Source organism: Mycolicibacterium sediminis, from assembly GCF_010731735.1.
Classification (GTDB): Bacteria; Actinomycetota; Actinomycetes; order Mycobacteriales; family Mycobacteriaceae; genus Mycobacterium; species Mycobacterium sediminis.
This window is the reverse complement of the sequence record NZ_AP022588.1, coordinates 434,148-455,947: the sequence shown is the minus strand read 5'-3', so window position 1 is coordinate 455,947 and position 21,800 is coordinate 434,148. Positions and strand designations below refer to the sequence as shown.

The following is a 21,800-nucleotide window of genomic DNA, read 5'->3' as shown; positions in this document are numbered from 1 at the left end:
TCGCGCGGGTGGACACAGACGCGTTCGTGCTGGCCCACGGCGCGACGTGGGACCGTCTGGAGCACCTCGTGAAGCGCCGCCGCTCGCTGACCGGCGCGGAGGTCGACGAACTCGTCGACCTCTACCAGCGGGTCTCGACCCACCTGTCGATGGTGCGATCGTCGGCCGCCGACCCCGTACTGGTGGGCAGGCTGTCGGGGCTGGTCGCCCGGAGCCGCGCCGCCGTCACCGGCGCGCACGCCCCGCTCTCGAGTGAGTTCATCCGGTTCTGGACGGTGTCGTTCCCGCTGGTGGCCTATCAGGCCTGGCGGTGGTGGCTCGCGTCGGCCGCGGCGTTCCTGGTGGTCGCGGTCGTCGTCGGCGCGTGGGTCGCGGGCAGCCCCGAGGTGCAGTCGACCATCGGCACGCCGTCGGACGTCGCGCGCCTCGTCAACGAGGACTTCGCCGCGTACTACAGCGAGAATCCGGCGGCATCGTTCGCCTTTCGGGTGTGGGTCAACAACTCCTGGGTGGCCGCGCAGTGCATCGGCTTCGCGGTCCTGCTCGGTCTACCGATTCCCTACCTGCTGTTTCAGAACGCCGCGAACGTCGGCGTCAGCGGCGGCCTGATGTTCGATGCCGGCAGGGGCGACGTCTTCCTCGGCCTGCTCACCCCGCACGGGCTGCTCGAGCTGACCGCGGTGTTCCTCGCCGCCGCGGTGGGGATGCGCCTGGGTTGGTCGGTGATCGCGCCTGGCGATCGCCCCCGCGGTCAGGTCCTCGCCGAGCGGGGCAGGGCCGTGGTGTCCGTCGCCGTCGGGCTCGTCGTCGTCCTGCTGGTGTCCGGGCTCATCGAGGCTCTGGTCACGCCGTCGCCGCTCCCGACGTTCGTCAGGATCGCGATTGGAGTGGCCGCCGAGGCGGCCTTCCTCGCGTACGTGGTGCACTTCGGTCGCAGGGCCGCACGGGCCGGGGAGACGGGTGATGTCCGGGACGCGCCGGATGTCGTCCCGACGAGCTGATCAGAGTCTGCCGGTGGCCTTCATCGCCAGATAGCGATCGGCGAGAGCCGGTGCCAGTTCCTCGGGTTGGGCGTCCACGACGTCCACGCCGTGGCGGCGCAGCCTCGTCGCGATCGCCGACCGGTCGTTGCGGGAGCGCTGCGCGGCCGCCGCGTCGTACACCTGGGCGGCGTCGGACCGTCCCGCCGCCAGCACGTCGACGCGCGGGTCGGACACCGCGGCGAGCAGGACGTGGTGGCGCGACGCGAGCCTCGGCAGAACGGCCATCAGGCCCTCGTCGAGCGCCGACGCGTTCAGGTCGGTGAGCAGCACCACCAGCGCACGCCGTCGCACGCGGCGCTGCACGGTCGCGACCATGGCGCCGGCGTCGGACTCCACCAGCGCCGGCTGCAGCGGTGCCATGGCCTCGACGAGCGCGGCGAGGAGGCCGGTGCGCGAAGCGTTGAACACCCCGGCCCGCGCGACCCGGTCGTGGGCGACGAAGTCGACGTGGTCACCGGCCCGAGACGCCAACGCCGCCAACAGGAGTGCGGCATCCATCGACCAGTCCAGGCGGGGCCAGCCGCTCGGGTCGCCCGCGGTGGGGTCGACGCCCACCCGTCCCGCGGAGGTGCGGCCGGTGTCGAGGACGATGACGATCCGCCGGTCGCGTTCCGGCCGCCACGTGCGGACCACGACGTCGGAGCGCTTGGCCGTCGCCCGCCAGTCGATGGACCGGACGTCGTCGCCCGGCACGTACTCGCGCAGCGAGTCGAATTCGGTGCCCTGGCCGCGGATCAGGACGGGGACCATGCCGTCGAGTTCGCGGAGTTTGGCCAGCCGCGACGGCAGGTGCCTACGGGACAGGAACGGCGGCAGGATGCGGACCTGCCAGGGCACCCGATGCGACGCCTGCCGGCCCGCGAAACCCAGGGGACCGATCGAACGCGCCGTCACGACCGCTGCCCGCTGATCACCGCGTCGATTCGGACGCAGTGTCGTCACCACTCGAAGCCGTTGTCCCACAGCGACGTCAGCGTCGTGATGGCGAGGTTCGGCACGTGCGGACGGCCGCCAGGCGTCGCGAATCACGCCGCGGAACCGTCGCCGTCCACCGTTCTGCACCGTCAGGACGGCATCGACGTGCGCGCCGAGGCGGGCCGTCACCTCACCGGCCCTGCTGAACCGCAACCGGCGTGGGCTGGCGGCCAGCGCCACGTCCGCGGCGACCGCGAGGACGAGCACGGCCGCCAGGACCGCGAACGTCGCCGCGGGCCAGGGCGACAGGCCGACGGGCAGCACGCCGAGCAGTGCCGCCAATCCGGCGCGCCGGGTGAGGATCATCTAGCGGGGCACCGGGACCGCGGCCAGAACGCCGTCGAGGATGCCGTCGGGGGTCGCGCCCTCGAGTTCGGCCTCGGGTCGCAGGGCGATGCGGTGGCGCAGCGTCGGCCGGGCCATGGCCTTGACGTCGTCCGGCGTCACGTAGTTGCGGCCGGACAGCCAGGCCCACGACCGTGCGGTGGAGAGCAGCGCCGTCGCGCCGCGCGGGGAGACGCCCAGCTGCAGCGACGGCGAATGCCGTGTGGCGCCGACGAGGTCGACGATGTAGCCGAGCACCTCGTCGGCCACCAGCACCCGCGACACGGCGTCACGGCCGGCGGCCAATTCGGCCGGGCCCGCGACCGGACGGATCGCGGACAGGTCGCGCGGATCGAAGCCGTGGGCGTGCCGGGACAGGATGGCGATCTCCTGATCGCGCGGCGGCAGGGGCACGTTGAGCTTGAGCAGGAAGCGGTCGAGTTGCGCTTCGGGAAGCTGGTAGGTGCCCTCGTATTCGATGGGGTTCTGCGTCGCGGCGACGATGAACGGGTCGGGCAGCGGCCGCGCCTCGCCCTCGACGCTGACCTGACGCTCCTCCATCGCCTCGAGCAGTGCGGCCTGCGTCTTCGGCGGTGTCCGGTTGATCTCGTCGGCGAGCAGCAGGTTCGTGAACACCGGGCCCGAACGGAATTCGAACTCCGCGGTGCGGGCGTCGTAGACCAGTGAGCCGGTGATGTCGCCGGGCATGAGGTCCGGCGTGAACTGCACCCGCTTGAAGTCCAGTGCGAGCGCCGCGGACAGCGTGCGTACCAGCAGCGTCTTCGCCACGCCCGGAACGCCTTCGAGGAGCACGTGGCCGCGGCACAGCAGCGCGATCACCAGACCGCTGACGACGGCGTCCTGACCCACCACCGACTTGCCGATCTCGGTGCGCAGAGCCAGCAGTGCATTTCGTGCCGCCGCCTCGTCGGGTGGGGTGTCACGGGAGTCGGTCACGACTGGGAGACCTGCCTTTCGATGTCGTCCAATTGGTGGGCGAGGGTGACCAGTTCGGCGTCGGTGGCCGGGGCCGGCCCGAACAGCCGATGTCCGTGGGCGTTCGGGTCGCCGCCGATGCGGTCGGCGACGGCGCGGGCGACTGCGGACGGCGCGGTGGTGGCGTTCATGCCGAGGCGCGGCAGCAGGCGATTCAACGCGCCGGTCCGCAGCGCGTCGGCGGCCCGGTCGCGGGCGCGTCTGGACCGGTAGAGCCGGCCGCGGCCCTCCACCGTCTCGGAGGCACGCACGACGACCGGTAGGTCCTCCGCCACCAGCGGGCCCACGCGCCGGCCCCGCCACAGCGCGGTGAGCAGGACCGCGAGGCACAGTTGCGCGACGACCCACGTCACCCAATCGGGGATCAGGTCGGTGATGGACGCCGACGCATCGGAATCGCCCTCGACGAGGGTCGGCGTGTACCAGACGACGCGTTCCCTGCTGCCGACGAGGTTCATCGCGAGGGCGGCATTGCCCTCCTTGGCGAGGTCGGCGTTCAGCATGAAGTCGCCGGAACCGACGGCGGTGACGGTCCGCCCGTCCCGGGTGTAGCGGGCGACGGCGCCGCCGTAGCAGCGGGTGACGTCGGCACCTTTGATTTCCAAGCCCTTCGCCACGTAGGTGACGGCGGTGTCGAGCCGGGTACGCCCGGCGCGCTCGGCCGCACGGAGGTCGCAGTCGGGATCGCCGCCGAAGCTGGTGTCCGGTCCGACGTCGAGGCCGTCCGCCAGCGCCTCCCGGGCACGGGACACGGGTTCGACGACGAGTCGGTCGCCGGGGATCGCGGACAGGCGCCGGAGTGCGTCGTCGTCGACCAGGAGGTAGGTCTCCGTGAACACCACCAGGGTGTCGGGGCGGGCGTTTCGCTCGACGTCGGCGAGCCGGTCGGCCTCGATCACCTCGACGCCCGCGTCCCGGAGCAGTGACACCAGCGCGAGCGCCCCGTCGGGCGACGTCGATCGTGGGTCCATCCTGGCGCCGGGCCGCGCTCCGGTCAGGAGGGCGGTGGCGGCGGACACCGCCGTGATGGCGACCAGCGCGAGGATGACCCACCTCGCGGTGCGCCAGCGCTGCCCGACCGAGGGCCCGACCGCCGTGCTGCCGAACGTCAACGGATCTCCGCCCAGGAGTCCACCTCGTCGGCCGGTGCGGACGTATCGGCCCGGGACACCGAGCGCCGCAGGAGCCGGTCGTCGAGATCGGCGACGATGCGGTACCCGGCCTCGGTGCCGGGCCGTTCACCATAGGTGACGTCGTTGAATTCGATTGCGGCAGAACGCAAGTCGCCCGTAAGATCGGGCATCGCCGTGGCGGCGTCGCGAGCCAGTTCCGTTGCGGTCCGCCCCGGCATCGGGTCCAGCACCTCAGCCTCCTCGAGGTGTCGCGCGACCGCGCGGAGCCGGTGCCGGATGGCCGCCGCCCACTCGCCGCGCGCCGCGTACTGCTCGGCGGCGACCCGATGTTCAGAGGACGTCCGGAGATGGGAGTCGAACAGCGGGGTGTCGCCGCCGCGGTTCGTCCGCATGGTGCGCGACGCCACCCGGACGGCCACCACCAACGCGGCGAGGAGGAGCAGGAGCAGGACGGTGACGGTGAGCCAGCCGCCGGGGAACGACGCGCCTCCGACCATCAGCCGGTACAGGAGGTCGTCGAGCCAACCGGCCAGCCGGTCCGTCAGCGAACCCGTCGGATAGATGGGTCGGGAGAGTTCCCGTTGCGCGGCGTCGTGGGCGGCGTCGCGGTCGACGTCGAGGGCCGTCACGTCAGGTGTGCGGGGTCTGCGCGGTCAGCCACAGATGGTCGGTGGAATCGGCGGAGGCGTGCGGCGGTGCACCCACACCGGTCTGCAGGACCAGGTCGAACGCCTCGCCGCGGATGCGCCGGTCGGCGTACAGCAGCACCGTCACGCCGGCGGTGAAGGGCGCGGTGATGATCTGGCCGATCGCCGAACCGACCGACAGCAGCACCAGTGCGAGCATCGAATCCGACGTCGACCCGGAGCCGAGGAGCATGACCTGGCCGCCGACGCTGAACGGAATCGACACCGCGCCCGCGATCATGCCCGCCACCAACTGGGACAGCAGCCAGATGCCCAGCACGCGCCAGAAGTCGGGCTTGACGAGATTGAACGATCGCTTGATCGCTTCCAGCACCGGCAGCCGCTCGAGCACCACCAGCGTGGGGGCGAACAGCAGCATCGTCCCGAGGTACACGAACGCGGCGATCGTCGCGAGGACCAGGGGCACGCCGACGAGGAAGCCCGCCGCCGTCCCGATGACGTAGGTGACCACGGCGATCACGCCGCCGACGATGCCGACGATCAGCAGCGCGCCGAGGATTTCCAGGCCGACGATGCCGAAGAGCGCGGGCAGCCTGCCACGTACCCGCTGCCACGCCTCACCGATCGTGATGCTCGAGCCGAAGACCGCGCGCCCCACGACGACGGTGAGCAGGCCGCTGAGCACGATCGCCGACACCGCGGTCGCGATGCCGCCCGCGAGGCTGGAGAGCGACAACCCCACCAGGCTGGCCGTGGACACGTCCTCGGCCCCGGACCCGCCGTAGAGACCACCCAGCGAGGCGAGCGGGCCGATCTGCAGCAGCAGGGCGACGATCTGACTCACCACGACGACGACGGCGGTAAGCCCCAGCGTCGCCTTCGGATTCCCGCGCACGTATCCGAAGGCGCCGTTGAAGAGGTCGGACAGGCTCAACGGTCGCAGTGGGATGATTCCCGGCTTGACGACCGGTGGGGCGGGAGGCCAGTGGCCGCCGGGATGGCCGGGTGGCGGGCCGTACCCCTGCGGCGGGCCGTAACCCGGTGGCGGTCCGTAGCCAGGCGGTGGTCCGTAGTACGGCGGCGGGGGACCGGGCTGGCCGAACCCACCGGCGTCGTTGCTCATGCCCACCATCCTGTCCATGACACCGGCGATTGACAACATTGGTCAACGGGGTGCGAGTCCGCCCGTGGCGGACCGCCGCAGGCCGGGGGCGCGGGCGTACCGTTCCGGTCATGTCGGAACTCAAGGAACGACTCCGGTCGGATCTCACGGCGTCGATGAAGGCCAGGGACAAGCTGCGCACCGCGACGTTGCGGATGCTGCTCGCCGCGATCCAGGCGGAGGAGGTGTCCGGCAAGGCCGCGCGCGACCTGTCGGACGACGACGTCCTGAAGGTGCTGGCCCGGGAGACCCGCAAGCGCGGCGAGGCGGCGCAGATCTACGTCCAGAACGGGCGCGGTGAACTCGCCGCCAACGAGCGCGCCGAGGCGAGCGTCATCGACGAGTACCTGCCGTCTCAGTTGAACGACGACGAACTCGCCCACGTCGTCAACACCGCCATCGCCCAGGTGGCCGAGGAGATCGGCGCGCGGCCGAGCATGAAGCAGATGGGGCAGGTGATGAAGGCCGCGACCGCGATCGCCGCGGGGCAGGCCGACGGCGGTCGTCTGTCGGCGGCGGTGAAGGACCGCCTCTAGCCGGGTTTTCGCAGCTGGTCCCCGGGTATCCGAGCGGGATGACTCGTTACGGATACACCTTGATGACCGAGCAGAGCGGCCCGAAACAGCTTGTCGAGTACGCGGTTTCGGCGGAGCGGGTGGGGTTCGACTTCGAGGTCAGCAGCGACCACTTCTCACCGTGGCTCAGCTCCCAGGGGCACGCCCCCAACGCGTGGACCATGCTCGGCGCGGTGGCGCACGCGACGAACACCGTCGAGCTGTTCACCTACGTGACGTGCCCGACGATGCGGTACCACCCGGCGATCGTCGCGCAGCAGGCTGCCACCCTGCAGATCCTCGCCGACGGACGGTTCACGCTCGGCGTGGGCAGCGGCGAGAACCTGAACGAGCACGTCGTCGGCAAGGGCTGGCCGACGGTGGCCCGCAGGCTCGACATGCTGCAGGAGGCCATCCACGTCATCCGCGAGTTGTTCACCGGCGAGATGGTCGACTGGCGGGGCGAGTACTTCGAGGTCGACTCCGCGCGGCTGTGGGACGTGCCGGACGTGCCCGTGCAGATCGCCGCCGCCGTCTCGGGGGACCGCTCCGTGGACGCCTTCGCCAGGGTCGCCGACCACCTCATCGCGGTCCAGCCCGACAAGGACGTCGTCGACGCGTGGCACGAAGCACGGAAGGGCACGGGCCTCTCGAGTGACGTCCGTGTGATCGGGCAGCTGCCGATCAGCTGGGATCCCGACCGCGACACCGCGGTAGCCCGCGCGCACGATCAGTTCCGCTGGTTCGCCGGAGGCTGGGCGGTCAACGCCGACCTCCCCACCACCGCGGGCTTCGCCGGGGCGACGCAGTTCGTCACGCCCGACGACACGGCGTCCGCCATCCCGTGCGGTCCCGATCTCGACGCGATCGTCGACGCGGTGCGGGAGTACGAGGCCGCCGGGTTCACCGACATCGCGCTCGTACAGGTCGGCGACGAGGGTCAGGCCCGGTTCCTCGAGGAGGCCGCCGAACCCCTGCTCGCCAAGCTGCGGGGCTGAGCTGGATCGGCGTCGCGACGCCCTGCGCAGGTGCCGGCGCCTCCGCGCCCGTCTTGCTCGACGCGGCGGCCTGCTCTTGCGACGTAAGGGGATCGGCGCAACCGCGCATGCCGTTCGGTGACGCGGGCTACGATTCTCGCGCTCGGGCTCGCAACCTCCACGAAGGGCGCTGTCGTCGATGTCGAATGACCCCACGCTGATCGAGCAGGTGTTGCTCGCGGCCAGTTCGCCGGACGCAGAGGCTCGGGTGACGGGACTCGGTCCCGGTGCCGTCGCCCAAATGCTGCTCGACGAGGTGGCCGATCGGGCTGCTCTGCTGTTGGGGCCCGCGGACCGCTTGGTCGTCCAGATCGATTTGGGCTTCGCCGAGGAACGTCTGGGCTACCTGCTGACGCTGGGCGACGGTGCTCCCCGCGCAGAGATCGGTTGGGACGACGAGGCTCCCGCTACGGTGCGTCAGGATCTGGTGGACCTGTTGCGCGAACTCTTCGGACCGGTGGGGCCGTTCGGCGCCACCCGCGAACTGTTCGCCCGGGAACTCGCCAGCGAGGAGTATTCCGCTCCCATCGCCGCAGCGGTTCGACAGATCGTCGCGGCGGTGTCACAACGCCCCAGGGACGTCACCGAACTCGCCGTCAGATTCGGTTCCGACAAGTGGGGCGGACGCTGGTACACCCCGCACTATCAGCGTTACTTCGAGCCGTACCGGGAGCAACCGGTCAAGATCCTCGAACTCGGCATCGGTGGCTACGACTCACCGGACGCGGGCGGGGAATCGCTGCGGATGTGGAAGCACTACTTCCGGCGAGGCCTGGTCTACGGGATGGACATCTTCCCGAAGAACGGTGTCGCCGAGACCCGGGTGCACGTGATCCGAGGAGACCAGGGCGACGAGGGCTTCCTCGACTCCATGGCTAGCGAGCTGGGGCCCTTCGACATCGTCATCGACGACGGAAGTCACATCAGTCATCACATCATCCCCTCGTTCAATGCCCTGTTCCCCCACGTGAAACCCGGTGGCCTCTACGTGATCGAGGACCTCGCGTCCGCGTACTGGCCGGGATGGGGTGGTGACCCCGACCCGTCAGCCCAGTATCGGACCATGGACATGGTGAAGAACCTGCTCGACGACCTGCACCACAACGAGCAGATCCGCAATGGGAACGACGAACGTTCCACGACGGAACTGACGGTCACCGGCGTCCACGTCCACCACAATCTCGCCATCATCGAGAAGGGGCGCAACACCGAGCAGGGTGCCCCGGAATGGCTGCGCGGCATCGACCACGCGAGCGCGTACACCGAAGCGTAGGGCAACGAAAGCGACTGTCGTGCAGTGAAATAGTGTACTAGAGAGGTATTGACCGTGGGCAACGTCGCAGTCACCCTGGCCGAGCGTCCGGAACTGGAGGAGCAGGCAATCGCCGATGGGGACATCTGGCCCGAGTTCAATCTTCACGGCGACACCTACCTACGCATGTGGCCTCGGCTGTCGAAGGACCTGCCGGCGTACCAGTTCTCCATGTGCGATGACGCCACGGGCCGCGTGATCGCCGAGGCGCACACCGTGCCGTGCTGGTGGGACGGCACGCTCGAAGGCCTACCCGGAGGCATCGACGACACGATCGCCGATGCGTTCGACCGGCTGGACAACGACCAGCCCGTCAACACGCTGTGCGCCGTAGCCGCTGAGATCCCGACGGGTGGCCGCGGTACCGGGCTCGCGGCCGAGATCTTGCGGGCAATGGCCGTCATCGCCGTCCGGCACGGCCTGACTCGAATGATCGCACCGGTCCGCCCGACGTGGAAGGACCGCTATCCGATCACACCGATCGAGCGGTACATGACCTGGCGCCGCGAGGATGGATCGCTGCAGGATCCGTGGCTGCGACTGCACGAGCGGTTGGGCGCCACGATCGGACCTGCCGCACCGGCCTCGTACCGCATCGAAGCGTCGGTCGCCGAGTGGGAATCGTGGCTCGGGATGGCCCTGCCCGAGACGGGTCTCTACTCATTCCCCGGCGGTCTCTCACCCCTCGCGGTCGACCGCGAGAAGGACGAAGCCACCTACCTCGAGCCCAACGTATGGATGATTCACGACCTGTCCGCACTGACCGCGGGGTGAGACCACCGGGTATCGGCGATCATCGCGGTTGCGAGGACACTGCGGTGGCGATGCGGTCCAGGGCTTCGGCGTTGACTCGGTAATAGGCCCACTTTCCCCGTTGGTCACGGCTCACCAGGCCGACGTCCACGAGCATCTTCATGTGGTGGGACACCGTCGGCTGACTCAGACCGAGCGGTTCCACGAGGTCGCAGATGCACGCTTCGCCGCCGTGCGACGCGGCGATCAGTGACACGAGTTTGACCCGTGCGGGGTCGGCGAGCGCCTTGAACACGATGGCGAGTCGCTCGGCGGCGGACGTGTCGAGCACGCCGCCGGTGAGCGGCGAGCAGCAGCCTGCGACGTCATCAGAGGTCAACGCCACGCTTGCAGTAGCCACGTCCCCATGGTGCCACACGCATTGACAAACTTCGATGCGTCGCGGAGCATCGTCTCATCGAAGAACGTCGATGAGAGGAGTCCGCGATGTCAGTGCTGCCCGTCGTGGTTGTCGGCGCCGGACCGCTGGGTCTGGCGGCCGCGGCTCACCTGATGGAACGTGGACTCGACCCGTTGGTGTTGGAGGCCGGTAGCCGCCCGGCGGCGGCAATCGAGCAATGGGACCACGTGCGGACCTTTTCGCCGTGGCCCGAACTGGTCGACGCCGCCGCCGCCCGGCTGCTCGAACCGACCGGCTGGACCGCCCACGCGGCAGGGTTCCCGACCGGCCGAGAGTGGATCGACGACTACCTGGCACCGGTGGCGGAGGCATTGGGGCCGCGTGTGCGGTACGGCGCACGGGTGACGGCGGTGTCCCGCCTGGGCCGGGATCGGCTGGTCAGTCCGGGCCGTGCCGAGGCGCCGTTCGTTGTGTACGTCGACGGCGCGGAGTCTCGGATACGGGCGCGGGCGGTCATCGACGCGTCGGGCACCTGGGGTCAGCCCAATCCTGCCGGTGCGGACGGTGTTCCCGCGATCGGCGAACGCGCCGCCGCGGCCTCGGGTGTGCTGACCTACGTTCCGCCGACCCTGCCACACGCCACGGCGCTGGCGGGCAAGCACGTCGTGGTAGTCGGCAGCGGGCATTCGGCGATGACCGCGGTGATCCAGCTCGGCGAGGTGGCCCGCAAGGATCCCTCGACCACGGTGACGTGGGTGCTGCGCCGCGGGGTGTCCGAAGATACCTTCGGCGGTGGCACAGCCGACGAACTGCCCCAGCGGGGCGCCCTGGGCGTGCGTTCCAGGGAAGCGGTCGACGACGGCCGGGTGGCGTTGACGACCGGGTTCCGCACCGAGCGCATCGATCTGATCGTCGGGCGTGCGGTGCTGAGCGCGGAGGACGGTCGGTCCCTGCCGCCAGCCGATCGCGTGGTGGTGCTGACGGGGTTCCGGCCAGACCTGTCGTTTCTGTCGGAGATGCGCATCGCACTGGACCCGATCCTGCAGGCTCCGGTCAACCTGGCCGGCTCGATCGATCCCAACCTGCACTCGTGCGGCAGCGTGCTGCCGCACGGTGCCGCGGAACTGGCCCACCCCGAACCGAACCTGTACATCGTCGGAATGAAGTCCTACGGGCGTGCACCGACGTTCCTGGCGATGACCGGTTACGAGCAGGTCCGCAGTATCGCCGCCGAGCTGGCCGGCGACCACGAGGCCGCTCGCCGGGTCGAGCTGACGCTGCCCGTCACCGGAGTCTGCAACGGAGCAGGCCTTTCCGACGGCCCCGATGGCGAGGACGCCGGCGCCGGGTGCTGTGGGCCCGCGTCGTCCACGCCACGACCGGGGTCCTTGTCGCTGAACCACTTTGGCGGATGACGCAGGCGAATCCCCCTACGGCGCGCACTGCAGCCCGGCACGAGCTGCGCTGGGTGCTGTTCACCTTGTGTGTCACCGAGGTCGTGAGCTGGGGTGTGCTCTACTACGCCTTCACCGTGCTCTCCGAGCAGATCAGTGCCGACACCGGCTGGTCGGCACCCGCGGTGACGGCCGCGTTCTCCGCCGGATTGGTGACGTCAGCACTGGTGGGCATCCCGCTCGGGCGGTGGCTGGACCGAGTGGGCCCACGCAGGATCATGACCGCTGGGTCCGTCCTCGGCGCGCTCTCGATGGTTGCGGTCGTCGGCGCGCCGAACTACGGGTGGTTCGTCACCGCTTGGGTCTTGGCCGGTGTGGCGATGAGTGCAGTCTTCTACGCGCCCGCCTTCGCGGCGCTGACCCGTTTCTTCGGCAGCGACGCGGTGCGAGCCCTGACGGTGCTCACCTTGGTGGCGGGGTTCGCCAGCACTGTCTTCGCGCCGCTGACCGCCGCGATGTCGGAGGAAATGGGTTGGCGCCAGACATATCTCGCTCTCGCCACCGTGCTGGCGGTGATCACCGTTCCGGCGCACTTCTTCGGGTTGCGGCGTCCCTGGCCGTCGGTCACGAGCCACCGTGACCACGTCGAGGCGCCGAACCGGACGGCTCGAAGTCAGCCCTTCCTGGCGCTGGTTGCGGCGTTCGCGCTGGCGGGGCTTGCCTCCTATGCGGTGATAGCCAACCTGGTTCCCCTGATGAGTCAGCGCGGCATCAGCACCGGCGCTGCATCGGTTGCGCTCGGCTTGGGCGGCGCAGGGCAGGTGTTGGGTCGGCTGGGTTATCGGATGCTGGTGCGACGCGTCGGCGTCGTACCGCGCACGGTGATCATCATGGCCGGCGTCGCGGTCACGACCGCGCTGCTGGGAGTGTTCAGCGGTTACGGGGCCCTGGTGGCGGTCGCCATCGGGGCGGGCGTGATGCGCGGCATCATGACGCTGCTGCAGGCAACGGCGGTCACCGAGCGGTGGGGTGCCACCCATTACGGCCACCTCAGCGGAATCCTCAATGCACCGATCATGATTGCCACCGCGGTCGGCCCGTTCGTCGGGGCAGCGCTGGCGAGCCTGCTGGGCGGTTACGCCCCGATGTTCGTCGTCCTCGGGATGATTGCCGGAGCCGGAGCCCTCACGGCGGTGGCCACCAGGCCCCGCTCGTGACCCCATGCCGTTGCGGTCGCGTACGTGGTGACCTTCAGGTGTGGGTGAGCGTGGCGTGCAGACGGTGCACGCGGGCGGCGATGTCGTCGCGGATCAGGCGCATGCGGTCGAGTCCGTCGATGCCTCGGTCGGAGGGTTCGTCGGTGTCCCAATTCTCCACTCGGGTGCCGGGCAATGGATCGAGTCGTGCTTCGCGGCCGAGGGTCACGACGATGTCGACGTCGCGCGCCAACTCGCGGTCCACCGCCGTGGGCTGCTCGGCGGTGATGTCGACGCCCACCTCCAGGAGTGCCTGAGCGGACAGGCCGTTCACTGTCGCGCCGGGTGCGGTGCCCGCAGAATGGACCTCGACGGTGTCGCCGGCGAGCTGGCGCATGAGCCCGGCCGCCATCTGCGACTTTCCGCCGTTCTTGACGCAGACGAACAGCACGGATGGGGTGGTCACGGGGTGTCCTCGGTGGTCGGCACGGCCGGGTCGTGGTCGCGGAAGCGGCGGCGCAGGGCGAGTGACACGTACACCAGTCCTACGAGTACCGGGACCTCGATCAGCGGTCCGACGACCCCTGCGAGGGCTTGGCCCGAGGTGGCGCCGTAGGTCGCGATCGCGACGGCGATCGCAAGTTCGAAGTTGTTGCCCGCCGCGGTGAATGCGAGCGTGGTGGTGCGCTGGTAGCCGAGGCCGATCGCAGCACCGAGCAGGTAGCCCCCGCCCCACATGACCGCGAAGTACGCGAGCAGCGGGAGCGCGATGCGTACGACGTCCAGTGGTCGGTTGGTGATCTGCTCGCCCTGCAGCGCGAACAGGATGACGATGGTGAACAGGAGGCCGTAGAGCGCCCATGGGCCGATCCTCGGCAGGAATTTCGATTCGTACCAGTCGCGGCCCTTGGCCTTCTCGCCTAGCCGGCGCGACAGATAGCCCGCCAGCAGCGGGATGCCCAGGAAGATGAGCACCGACTTGGCGATCTGCCACGGCGAGGTATCGATGGTGGTCTGCTCCAGTCTCAGCCACCCGGGCAGGACCGACAGGTAGAACCAGCCCAGGACGGCGAACATGACGACCTGGAAGATCGAGTTCAGCGCGACGAGGACGGCGGCGGCCTCGCGGTCGCCGCAGGCGAGGTCGTTCCAGATGATGACCATGGCGATGCAGCGGGCAAGCCCGACGATGATCAGCCCGGTCCGGTACTCGGGCAGGTCCGGCAGCATCAGCCATGCCAGCGCGAACATCAGCGCCGGGCCGAACACCCAGTTCAAGAACAGTGAGCTGAGTAGCAGCTTGCGGTCGCCGGTCACGGTGTCCAGGCGGTCGTAGCGGACCTTCGCGAGCACCGGGTACATCATGACGAGCAGCCCGAGGGCGATCGGCAGCGAAATGCCGTCGATCTGAACGCCGTTGAGCGCCGCGTTCGTACCCGGAACCCACCGCCCGAGCAGCAGGCCCGCGGCCATCGCGACGCCGATCCACACCGGGAGGAACCGGTCCAGGGTGGACAGCCTGCCCGCTACCGGTGGTGGGGTGCTTTCGACCGTGTCGGTCATGTCGGTGCTCCCGAGAGGGTGGCGGTGCGAAGATCCAACAGCTCCGCGACGTCGAGAAGCGCCTCCGGCACCACCGCGTAGTAGACCCACGACGCGCGACGCTCCGAGGTCAACAATCCCGCGTCGCGCAACACCTTCAGGTGATGGGACACCGTGGATTGAGCGACGTCGATGCCGCCGGTGACGTCGCAGACGCAGGCCTCGCCGCCGGCATGACCGGCGATCGCGCTGAACAGTCGCAGCCGCACGGGATCGGCAAGCGCCTTCAGCTTCTTGGCCATCTCGGCGGCTGCCACCTCCGTCAGCGGCCGCCGCCGCAGCGGCGGCCTGACGCAACCGCCATCGGCAGTCCGATCCGGATTCGACATCCATCGATATTGACCGACATCGAATCAGATGGCAAGGGCTGGAAACGAGAGAAGACCCTGAACCGGTCGCCGGTCAGGGCCTTCTGTCTGCAGTTCCACGAGTCGGGGTGGCGGGATTCGAACCCACGACCTCTTCGTCCCGAACCACGCCACCTGGGGTTTTGATGACGTTGGGTGCGTTGGCGGAAGCGAGTTTCCCCAGGTCAGCTGCATTGGGACGGTTGGGGTGCGCAGGCGGTGCGAAAATGTACTGCGGACTGACTGCGGACTGGAGGCCACGTCGCGACCACCACCGTTTCTGAGTTAGGCGGAACGTGAACCTTGAAATCAGAGTGTCGGTTTTCAAGGTTGACGCGCTAACCTTGAAATTACAGTTCTGGAATTCAAGCTTGGCGAGTCGAGGTGGAAGCGGTGGACATCGAGGCGCTTCGTGACAGCCCGATCGGACAGCTGGTTCCGATCAGGGGTCATGACCCCCGCCTAGGCGAGGCGTACGAATACGTCGCCTACGTCCCGGACCCCCTACCGTCGAACCTCGAGCTGAAAGCCGAGACTTATGCTGCCGTCATTGACGCCGCCTCGGCAATGGCGCGTGCCGACCAGGCGTCCTCGCTGCTGCCGAACCCAAGCCTGCTCGCCCGGCCGGCCACTCGACGTGAAGCGGTAAGCACCTCCGCGCTGGAGGGCACCTACGCCTTATTGGCGGACGTGTTCGAAGCAGACTTTCTCGACGTCGGGGAACTCACCGGTTCGGTCAGCGAGGTCAGAAACTACGTCACCGCAGCTGAGCGGGCATACGACATGGTGGCCGAAGGACAACCGATATCGGTTCGGATGCTCGAGGATTTGCAGCGCGAACTATTGCGCGGGACTGCCAGTGATGGCTCGCACGCAGGCAGTGTTCGCACCACTCAGGTGTTCATCGGACTCGGCAATCAGCGTGTCATGTCGGCTCGCTTTGTGCCGCCCCCGGCCGATCATCGGCTGCTCGACGGCTTGCGGCTGTGGCAGGACTGGATCCGGGAACCCAGCGCGATACCGACCATCATCCGAGTCGCGGTTTCGCACTACCAGTTCGAGACACTGCACCCGTTCCATGACGGCAACGGCCGTCTGGGGCGTCTCGTTATGGCTCTGCAGTTGATGAGTGCTGGTGAACTGCGCTTTCCAGTCCTGAACATCTCACCGTGGCTAGAGCAACATCGCACGGAGTATCAGGACGGCTTGCTGCGGGTCTCGCAGACTGGCGGATGGGACAACTGGGTGTGCTTTATTTCCGCGGCCATCCATGCTGAGGCCTTGGAAGTCATCGACCGAGTGGACAAGCTTCTTGCACTCCGCGAGGAGTTCCAGGCGATTTTGCACGGAGCTAAAGGGGTCTCGCTCCGGATCGCCGACGACCTGATCGGTTACCCCATGATCACTGCGTCGGCTGCGGCGGCGCTCCACGGCGTGTCCTACCAGGCCGCGAACACCGCTATCACCAAGCTGGTCGATAAAGGGATACTCCGGCAAAGGACTGCGGGACGATACGACCGAATTTTTCAATGTGACGGTGTCCTGGCGGCGCTGGAGTACTGACGTTCGGCCGGGACGGCCCTTTCGGCCTGCGATCCTGATGATGCGCAGCGCAAGATGACAACTGCGAAAGACCCTCGCGGACCTCGCGTGCCTCGTTGACGCTGGTTAGAGTGCGAGCGCCGATGGTGGCAACGGGAGGGCTCGTCGGCGCCCGCCAAACTCGGCGAAGGTTTCGCGAGGCTCGACGTTGAAACACGGCAAGTCCGACGCCCAGCCGGTTCAGGAATTAGCCACAGAAGCGATGACCTCGATCGCGACCGCGGCCGGCACCGACCTCGGAAAGCAATTATTGAGGCGGCACTGCCCCTGATGGCCTAAAGATTCTTCGACGTCAGCTGCCCCTGCAGCCGCGTCGTCAAGAGCGGCGCAAACCACGGTGAGGCCGCAGCGCGATCACCGGCCGATTCGTGACGGCGACGGGCCCCGGCACATCATTCGGATACGGCGGTGACGTAGCGCGGATGAGCGTTAGGCGGGGGCGGCCGATGTTGTTTGGCTGCCCTTGTGCCCTGTTTCTAACCTTCCGCCGCGCCTCTGCGAGGCAGAGTAGTGCGATGGCGCCGCCCACCCGGTTTATGCAAATGGTCGAATCCTCGCGCGACGAGGCATCGCTGGCTGTCCGGCTTTACAACAACCCCTCGGAAGCCCGGTCGTTCGAAGGGTTTGTAGTTCATATGCACCTGGCCTGGCTTTACTTGCTGCACGCCGAGTTGACGCGTGACGGGGTCGACTACCGGTACTGGCACCAGCAGGGCCGCTCCCGTCGGCTGGAGCGGGTGGACGGAGAGCCTAAGCGTTGGGAGTTGGCAAAAAGCATGCGCTACCGCTGGCCGAACGAGAAGGACCCCGTCCGGGCAAACCTCATGTTCTTCATCGGGCTGCGCAACAAGTTTGAGCACCGGTACGCCCGTCAGCAGGAAGCCCTAACGGCGGTGGTGGGTGGTCAAGTCCAGGCGCTTCTGCTGAACTACGAGGAAGAAGTGACCAGCCAGTTTGGCGTCGAACTGTCGCTGGCTACTCGCCTGCGGTTCCCAGTCTTCATTGGCTCGTTCACCGACGAGGGCGAGCGCACTCTGCGCAGACTGCGCGCTCAACTCCCGGCGACGCTACGAACCTTCATATCCGAGTACGACGCCGGACTCGACGACTCGATCACCAGTGACTCCCGCTACGAACTCCGCCTCCGGGTGATACAAGAACTCGCGCCGAAGGACCCTGACGCTCTGGCGGTGCAATTCACCAGATACGACGACATGGACGATGAGCAGCGGGCCATTGTCGAGGCGATCGGCAAGAAAGGCCACGTCGTCGTCCGGGAGCGCCAGCGGGGTGTCGTCGGGCATGGCCTCATGAAGCCGACTAGGGCCGCCAAGGTCGTGCAGGATCGGATCCCGTTCCTCTTCAGCACCGGGCACTTCACTAACGCCTGGAAGCGGCTTGGCGTGCGTCCCCCGGTCGGTAGCCCCCATCCCGAGAAGACCGACGAAAAATACTGCCTCTACGACGAGCGGCACAAGGACTACGGCTACACGCAGGCCTACGTTGAAAAGTTGGTTCGGGAGTGCGACACCGAGGAGGGCTTTCGGAAGGTCCTCGGGACAGCGCCTCGAGATAAGGAAACTGGCACCTGGGTGGGCGAACCGCCGCCTAACGCAACCCCGCCGTGGATAAGGAAAACCGCCCCGCCGATCATCGAGGAGCGATAGCTCCGCGGCCTCAGTTAGGGGTTTCAACGCCTTGGGCAGCGAGTGCGGCCAGTTGCGCATCGAGGCCTTGGGCGGCGGTGCTCACGCGGGCGTACCCGAGAATCGTTGTCACACCACTACCGTCTCATTCGGCTCCGACATGAGGATCTGAGACACGGGATGCGAGACAGGAAACGAGACAAGGCAAGCTGGGACTATGCGGCGGGGAGTGGGCCACTTGTCGGGTGTCCCGTTTCTCTACAAATGAGACCGAGCAGTTGGTTCACGTCGGTAGGCGTCTTGGTCGCGTCAGGAGTAGCCAGGCGGGCACGGCTTGCTATCCGTATCTAGTGATCCGCAGTAGGTTGAAGTCGTGTTCGAAGGCGCGACCACTGAGCAGGCTCTGGCGGTGCTGGCCGCCGCTCACCGGGTCGTCCAACAAGTGCTCGACCCCGCGGACCCCCGTTCTGGACGTGGTGACGGCGTCGTCGTGGCGGCGGGCCGCTTGCTGTTCACCCCCGAAGTATTCGTCGATCCAAAGGCGTTGCCGCGCATCGAGCCCCAGGATCTCGGCAAGGCAATCGGGGCCAACCGTGACCTCGCAGAGCATGCGGCCGCCCTCATCGCCTGCGCTGGCCTCGCCGACGGCGTAATCGAGCCCACCCGTCTGCGACTGGTCGTGGAGTACGCCCATGCCATGCACGTCAGCGACGGCTGGGTGCGCGATGTTCTGCAGGTCGCCCGAGGGCATCTAGCGTGGGCAATGGCCGACATGACGCGACGCAACGCCTCGAACTTTCCCGGGTTCGCCAATCCCGATGACACCTTGGCACCGATGATGCCCTATGAGACGCAGACCGATGACGACAAGCGACTCGCCGAGCGGTTTCTCGTCTTGGAGGGGTTGCCGAAGAACACCTACGGACATCAGTTCTGGGCGCACTTTCGCAAGCACGGCTTCGACTTTCCTGGTCAGCCCAACGCGTTCACCGGTGTGTGGGCCGTGCCGCACGACGGCTTGCACGTCCTGTCGGGGTACAGCACGTCGATTCAGGGTGAGTTACTGGTCAGTGCGTTTACCGGGGGGATGCACCGCCGTGACGCGTTGCGCGCTCAGATCCTGCCGACCATCTTCGAGTGGCATGTCGGTCAGGAGGTCAATGGCATCGGCAAGCAGCAGGGGGCTCTGGATCCGGTCAAGTTCCTGATCAGTTGGCAGCGCGGCGAGGCCGCTACCACCGACGTACTTTCACCGCAGTGGGACTTCTTCGACGTCGTCGCACGTGATTTGGAGGAGCTGCGCTGGACTTACGGCATCACGCCGCTGATGCCCGCCCACGCCGCAGCCGGCACCGAGATCAACGTTGATGCGACCGCGGACCCCTACGCGAACTAGCCCGTGACCCTCGTCGACCACTTCGTCCACGCGGCGATCCCCAACCCGGAGCATGACCGACACCGCAGCCCATGGCAACTCGATTAGGCAAAAGCCGAGACGCGTCGAATGTCTAGAAATGAGACGGACGCTGGCCTCGGTTTCCACACGCCTTCTATTCGGGCCGGGTAGTGATCTGCCCGCAGGACGGCATGATGTGGCGAAACGATCAGGAGAGAACAATGCCAAGTAGTTGGGAAGCCTCGTCTGAGTAAACGGAGTGACGGCATCGCAACCGATGACCCCTACGCGGTCAACCACCCGGTCATCGCACTGGTGACGTCGGCGGGCGGCTTGGATGCGTTGTCGCATGTGCTGGCTCCGCTGCCAGCCGATTTGCCTGCGACCGTGCTTGTCGTTCAACACCACAGCCCGGACAAGACCAGTGCCTTGGCTGAGATTCTGAGTCGACGCACCGCGCTGCCGGTACGCGACGCCGAGGACGGCGACACCCTCACACCGGGCACCGTGTTGATCGCACCGCCCGCTCAACACCTGCTGGTGACCTCCGAGGCCCGTCTCGGGCTGATCAGGTCCGGAGACCTCCCACCCGCGCGGCCGTCAGCGGATCTGTTGCTGGCCACCCTGGCCGTCACCTGCGGACCGCGCGCCCTGGCGGTCGTGCTCACAGGCAAGGGTACCGACGCGCAAGCCGGCATCCGCGCCATCAGGCTCTGCAAGGGAACAGTGTTCGCTCAAAGTGAGTTCAGCTCCGAGCATTCCGGCATGCCTGGCGCAGCGATCGATACCGGACTAGTCCATCGCGTCCTACCACTGCACGACATCCCGAACGCCATCTACGACCACGTTCGCGCCCTCAGCGGATAACCATCGGCAACCCATACCCGGTCTCCAACAATGACCGGTGGCGCATCCCCGCGAGGCCAGTTTCCTTCCGTATCGGCGGGGTACCGACTGCCATCATGTGGCGACATACGGTGACCGAGGGATTGATGGCAGGCGCGGTTGGCGTGGCGGTGATGACCGTGGCGGAGAAGATCGAGCAGCGGCTCACCGGCCGGCCGAACTCCTACGTGCCGGCAGATGTGTGGTCGCGCCTGAGTGGGGCGCAGGACATGTCACCGCGCACACGATTGGCGGCGAACTGGGGCATGCACTACGGGCAAGGGGCCTTGTTGGGCGTGCTGCGCTCGGTGATGTCGGAAGCTGGTCTGCGTGGGCCGCTGGCGTCGGCGAAGTTCACTGTGCTGCGCCTGACCAACGACCAGATCCTGGAGAACGCCACTGGTGTCGGCGCTCCGCCGCAGACCTGGCCACGGCGTGAGCAGGTCATCGACGTGCTGCACAAAGGCGTCTACGCCTTCACCACCGGCGCAGTCACCGACGCGCTCGCCGCCCGCCGCGGACCCTCGCCAGGCCAACGTCACGCCCGTCGACTGCCCGGTCGGCATGCCGACGTCGGGCCCACCACAGAGGCCTACGCAGGGTCGCCGCTGACCGTGACCTACTCGTGGTGCGGCCGACAGTGCGTAGGGCGGCTGGCGGCGAGCGAGCAGATTCTTCCTAGGCAGGAATGGATGCGTGTCGTTGCGGTCCCGGACGTGGCGTCGGCGCCTTGGTGGTGGCTCGGTTGGGCGCCAGTTGGCCAGCAGGGCCAGGACGAGCAGGAGTTCGGCGATGTCGCCGCCGTAGTACATCAGGGACCCGGCACCAACACCTGCTCCTGGGATGTACGCACCACTGGCACTGGCACTGGCACTGGCACTGGCACTGGCACTGGCACTGGCCCTGGTGCTCGGTGCCCCGATGACCCTGCTGCTGCGTTCGATCCCGCGGCGGCACGGCCAAGAGATCGGCCGCATCCTGCGTTCGTTGGCTCGCCCACATCCTGGCCCGACCCGATCGTCACGCTCACCTTGACCATCGGCGCGGCCTGGCCGCGCTCTGCTTCACCCCGCTCTACGCCGCCGCCAGCGACAGCCCCGCACTGCACGCCCTCATTGACCTGCACTTCCTGCTGGTGGGCTACCTGTGCGCCGGGGTCATCGCCGGCCCGACCCCGCACCGAGGCGCCGCTCGGTCTATGCACGCCTGTGGCTGCTTAGCGTCGCGATCGCCGCCCACGCCGTCACCTCCCAACTGATTACGCCGGACTGTTCACCCAAGTCCCCGTCACTGCGGAAGAACTACGCGGCAGGAAAGTCGTTCGCCGCTAGATACCCTACGGGGTATAGTATTGAAAGTGGGGTCGGCGCTGTAGTGGCGTAACCCGGTAAGGTCC

At 67.9% G+C, this 21,800-nt stretch carries 22 protein-coding genes; 13 read left to right on the top strand and 9 right to left on the bottom strand.

The features are described from left to right. Positions 1–8: 8 nt before the first annotated feature. Positions 9–1,001, top strand: coding sequence for a stage II sporulation protein M (locus G6N64_RS02280; protein ID WP_163795423.1), 993 nt, complete (start codon positions 9–11; stop codon positions 999–1,001). Here G6N64_RS02280 and G6N64_RS02275 read toward each other — a convergent pair whose 3' ends face one another. The 5 genes from G6N64_RS02275 to G6N64_RS02255 are packed head-to-tail and all read right to left on the bottom strand — an operon-like array spanning position 1,002 to position 6,241. After that, a complete protein-coding gene (locus tag G6N64_RS02275; protein WP_163795422.1) occupies positions 1,002–2,324 on the bottom strand; it encodes a DUF58 domain-containing protein in 1,323 nt (440 codons plus the stop codon). Then, the gene (locus tag G6N64_RS02270; protein WP_197748317.1) at positions 2,325–3,299 is read right to left on the bottom strand and encodes an AAA family ATPase; all 975 of its coding nucleotides are present in this window, start codon (positions 3,297–3,299) and stop codon (positions 2,325–2,327) included. Next, positions 3,296–4,450: a DUF4350 domain-containing protein gene (locus G6N64_RS02265; RefSeq protein ID WP_163795421.1), complete on the bottom strand. Its 1,155-nt coding sequence runs from the start codon at positions 4,448–4,450 to the stop codon at positions 3,296–3,298. Before G6N64_RS02265 ends, G6N64_RS02270 begins: the two co-directional genes overlap by 4 nt. Next, entirely contained in the window at positions 4,447–5,100 is a 654-nt protein-coding gene (locus G6N64_RS02260; protein ID WP_163795420.1) for a DUF4129 domain-containing protein, read from the bottom strand. Before G6N64_RS02260 ends, G6N64_RS02265 begins: the two co-directional genes overlap by 4 nt. Before the next feature lies 1 nt (position 5,101). Next, positions 5,102–6,241 carry a glycerophosphodiester phosphodiesterase family protein gene (locus tag G6N64_RS02255; RefSeq protein ID WP_409370793.1) on the bottom strand — a complete coding sequence of 380 codons (1,140 nt, stop codon included), beginning with the start codon at positions 6,239–6,241 and terminating at the stop codon, positions 5,102–5,104. A 110-nt stretch (positions 6,242–6,351) separates the two neighbouring features. Here G6N64_RS02255 and G6N64_RS02250 point away from each other — a divergent pair, with 110 nt between their 5' ends. The 4 genes from G6N64_RS02250 (at position 6,352) to G6N64_RS02235 (ending at position 9,957) form a co-directional block, all read left to right on the top strand. Next, positions 6,352–6,816, top strand: coding sequence for a GatB/YqeY domain-containing protein (locus G6N64_RS02250; protein ID WP_163795419.1), 465 nt, complete (start codon positions 6,352–6,354; stop codon positions 6,814–6,816). Positions 6,817–6,854: 38 nt separating this feature from the next. Further along, positions 6,855–7,832 (top strand): LLM class F420-dependent oxidoreductase, encoded by a 978-nt coding sequence (locus G6N64_RS02245; RefSeq protein WP_163795418.1) that lies wholly within the window; start codon positions 6,855–6,857, stop codon positions 7,830–7,832. Positions 7,833–8,010: 178 nt separating this feature from the next. Then, positions 8,011–9,144 (top strand): class I SAM-dependent methyltransferase, encoded by a 1,134-nt coding sequence (locus G6N64_RS02240; RefSeq protein ID WP_163795417.1) that lies wholly within the window; start codon positions 8,011–8,013, stop codon positions 9,142–9,144. 54 nt (positions 9,145–9,198) lie between these two features. Then, positions 9,199–9,957 (top strand): hypothetical protein, encoded by a 759-nt coding sequence (locus G6N64_RS02235; RefSeq protein WP_163795416.1) that lies wholly within the window; start codon positions 9,199–9,201, stop codon positions 9,955–9,957. A 19-nt stretch (positions 9,958–9,976) separates the two neighbouring features. Here the strand turns inward: G6N64_RS02235 and G6N64_RS02230 are convergent, their stop codons facing one another. After that, a complete protein-coding gene (locus G6N64_RS02230) occupies positions 9,977–10,336 on the bottom strand; it encodes an ArsR/SmtB family transcription factor (RefSeq protein WP_163795415.1) in 360 nt (119 codons plus the stop codon). An 86-nt stretch (positions 10,337–10,422) separates the two neighbouring features. Here G6N64_RS02230 and G6N64_RS02225 point away from each other — a divergent pair, with 86 nt between their 5' ends. Next, positions 10,423–11,751 (top strand): NAD(P)-binding domain-containing protein, encoded by a 1,329-nt coding sequence (locus G6N64_RS02225; protein ID WP_163795414.1) that lies wholly within the window; start codon positions 10,423–10,425, stop codon positions 11,749–11,751. Next, positions 11,748–12,947, top strand: coding sequence for an MFS transporter (locus G6N64_RS02220; protein WP_163795413.1), 1,200 nt, complete (start codon positions 11,748–11,750; stop codon positions 12,945–12,947). Before G6N64_RS02225 ends, G6N64_RS02220 begins: the two co-directional genes overlap by 4 nt. 34 nt (positions 12,948–12,981) lie before the next feature. Here the strand turns inward: G6N64_RS02220 and G6N64_RS02215 are convergent, their stop codons facing one another. Genes G6N64_RS02215 through G6N64_RS02205 form a run of 3 tightly spaced genes read right to left on the bottom strand, consistent with a single transcriptional unit; the run spans position 12,982 to position 14,857 of the window. After that, positions 12,982–13,392: an arsenate-mycothiol transferase ArsC gene (locus tag G6N64_RS02215; protein WP_163795412.1), complete on the bottom strand. Its 411-nt coding sequence runs from the start codon at positions 13,390–13,392 to the stop codon at positions 12,982–12,984. Continuing rightward, positions 13,389–14,489, bottom strand: coding sequence for an ACR3 family arsenite efflux transporter (gene arsB, locus G6N64_RS02210; protein ID WP_163795411.1), 1,101 nt, complete (start codon positions 14,487–14,489; stop codon positions 13,389–13,391). The genes G6N64_RS02215 and arsB overlap by 4 nt, the downstream gene beginning before the upstream one ends. Further along, the gene (locus G6N64_RS02205) at positions 14,486–14,857 is read right to left on the bottom strand and encodes an ArsR/SmtB family transcription factor (RefSeq protein ID WP_163795410.1); all 372 of its coding nucleotides are present in this window, start codon (positions 14,855–14,857) and stop codon (positions 14,486–14,488) included. The genes arsB and G6N64_RS02205 overlap by 4 nt, the downstream gene beginning before the upstream one ends. 411 nt (positions 14,858–15,268) lie before the next feature. Between G6N64_RS02205 and G6N64_RS02200 the strand changes: the two genes are divergently transcribed. From G6N64_RS02200 to G6N64_RS30675, 6 genes are all read left to right on the top strand, one after another. Continuing rightward, positions 15,269–16,438: a Fic family protein gene (locus tag G6N64_RS02200; protein WP_078316146.1), complete on the top strand. Its 1,170-nt coding sequence runs from the start codon at positions 15,269–15,271 to the stop codon at positions 16,436–16,438. 554 nt (positions 16,439–16,992) lie between these two features. Continuing rightward, positions 16,993–18,144, top strand: coding sequence for a DUF3644 domain-containing protein (locus G6N64_RS02195; protein ID WP_174266744.1), 1,152 nt, complete (start codon positions 16,993–16,995; stop codon positions 18,142–18,144). Between the two features lie 352 nt (positions 18,145–18,496). Beyond that, entirely contained in the window at positions 18,497–19,519 is a 1,023-nt protein-coding gene (locus G6N64_RS02185; RefSeq protein ID WP_078316090.1) for a hypothetical protein, read from the top strand. Positions 19,520–19,834: 315 nt separating this feature from the next. Next, positions 19,835–20,386 (top strand): chemotaxis protein CheB, encoded by a 552-nt coding sequence (locus tag G6N64_RS02180; protein ID WP_197748316.1) that lies wholly within the window; start codon positions 19,835–19,837, stop codon positions 20,384–20,386. A gap of 861 nt (positions 20,387–21,247) precedes the next feature. Beyond that, the gene (locus G6N64_RS02170) at positions 21,248–21,439 is read left to right on the top strand and encodes a hypothetical protein (protein WP_163794974.1); all 192 of its coding nucleotides are present in this window, start codon (positions 21,248–21,250) and stop codon (positions 21,437–21,439) included. Further along, positions 21,405–21,662: a cytochrome c oxidase assembly protein gene (locus tag G6N64_RS30675; protein WP_078316088.1), complete on the top strand. Its 258-nt coding sequence runs from the start codon at positions 21,405–21,407 to the stop codon at positions 21,660–21,662. The genes G6N64_RS02170 and G6N64_RS30675 overlap by 35 nt, the downstream gene beginning before the upstream one ends. Positions 21,663–21,800: the final 138 nt, after the last annotated feature.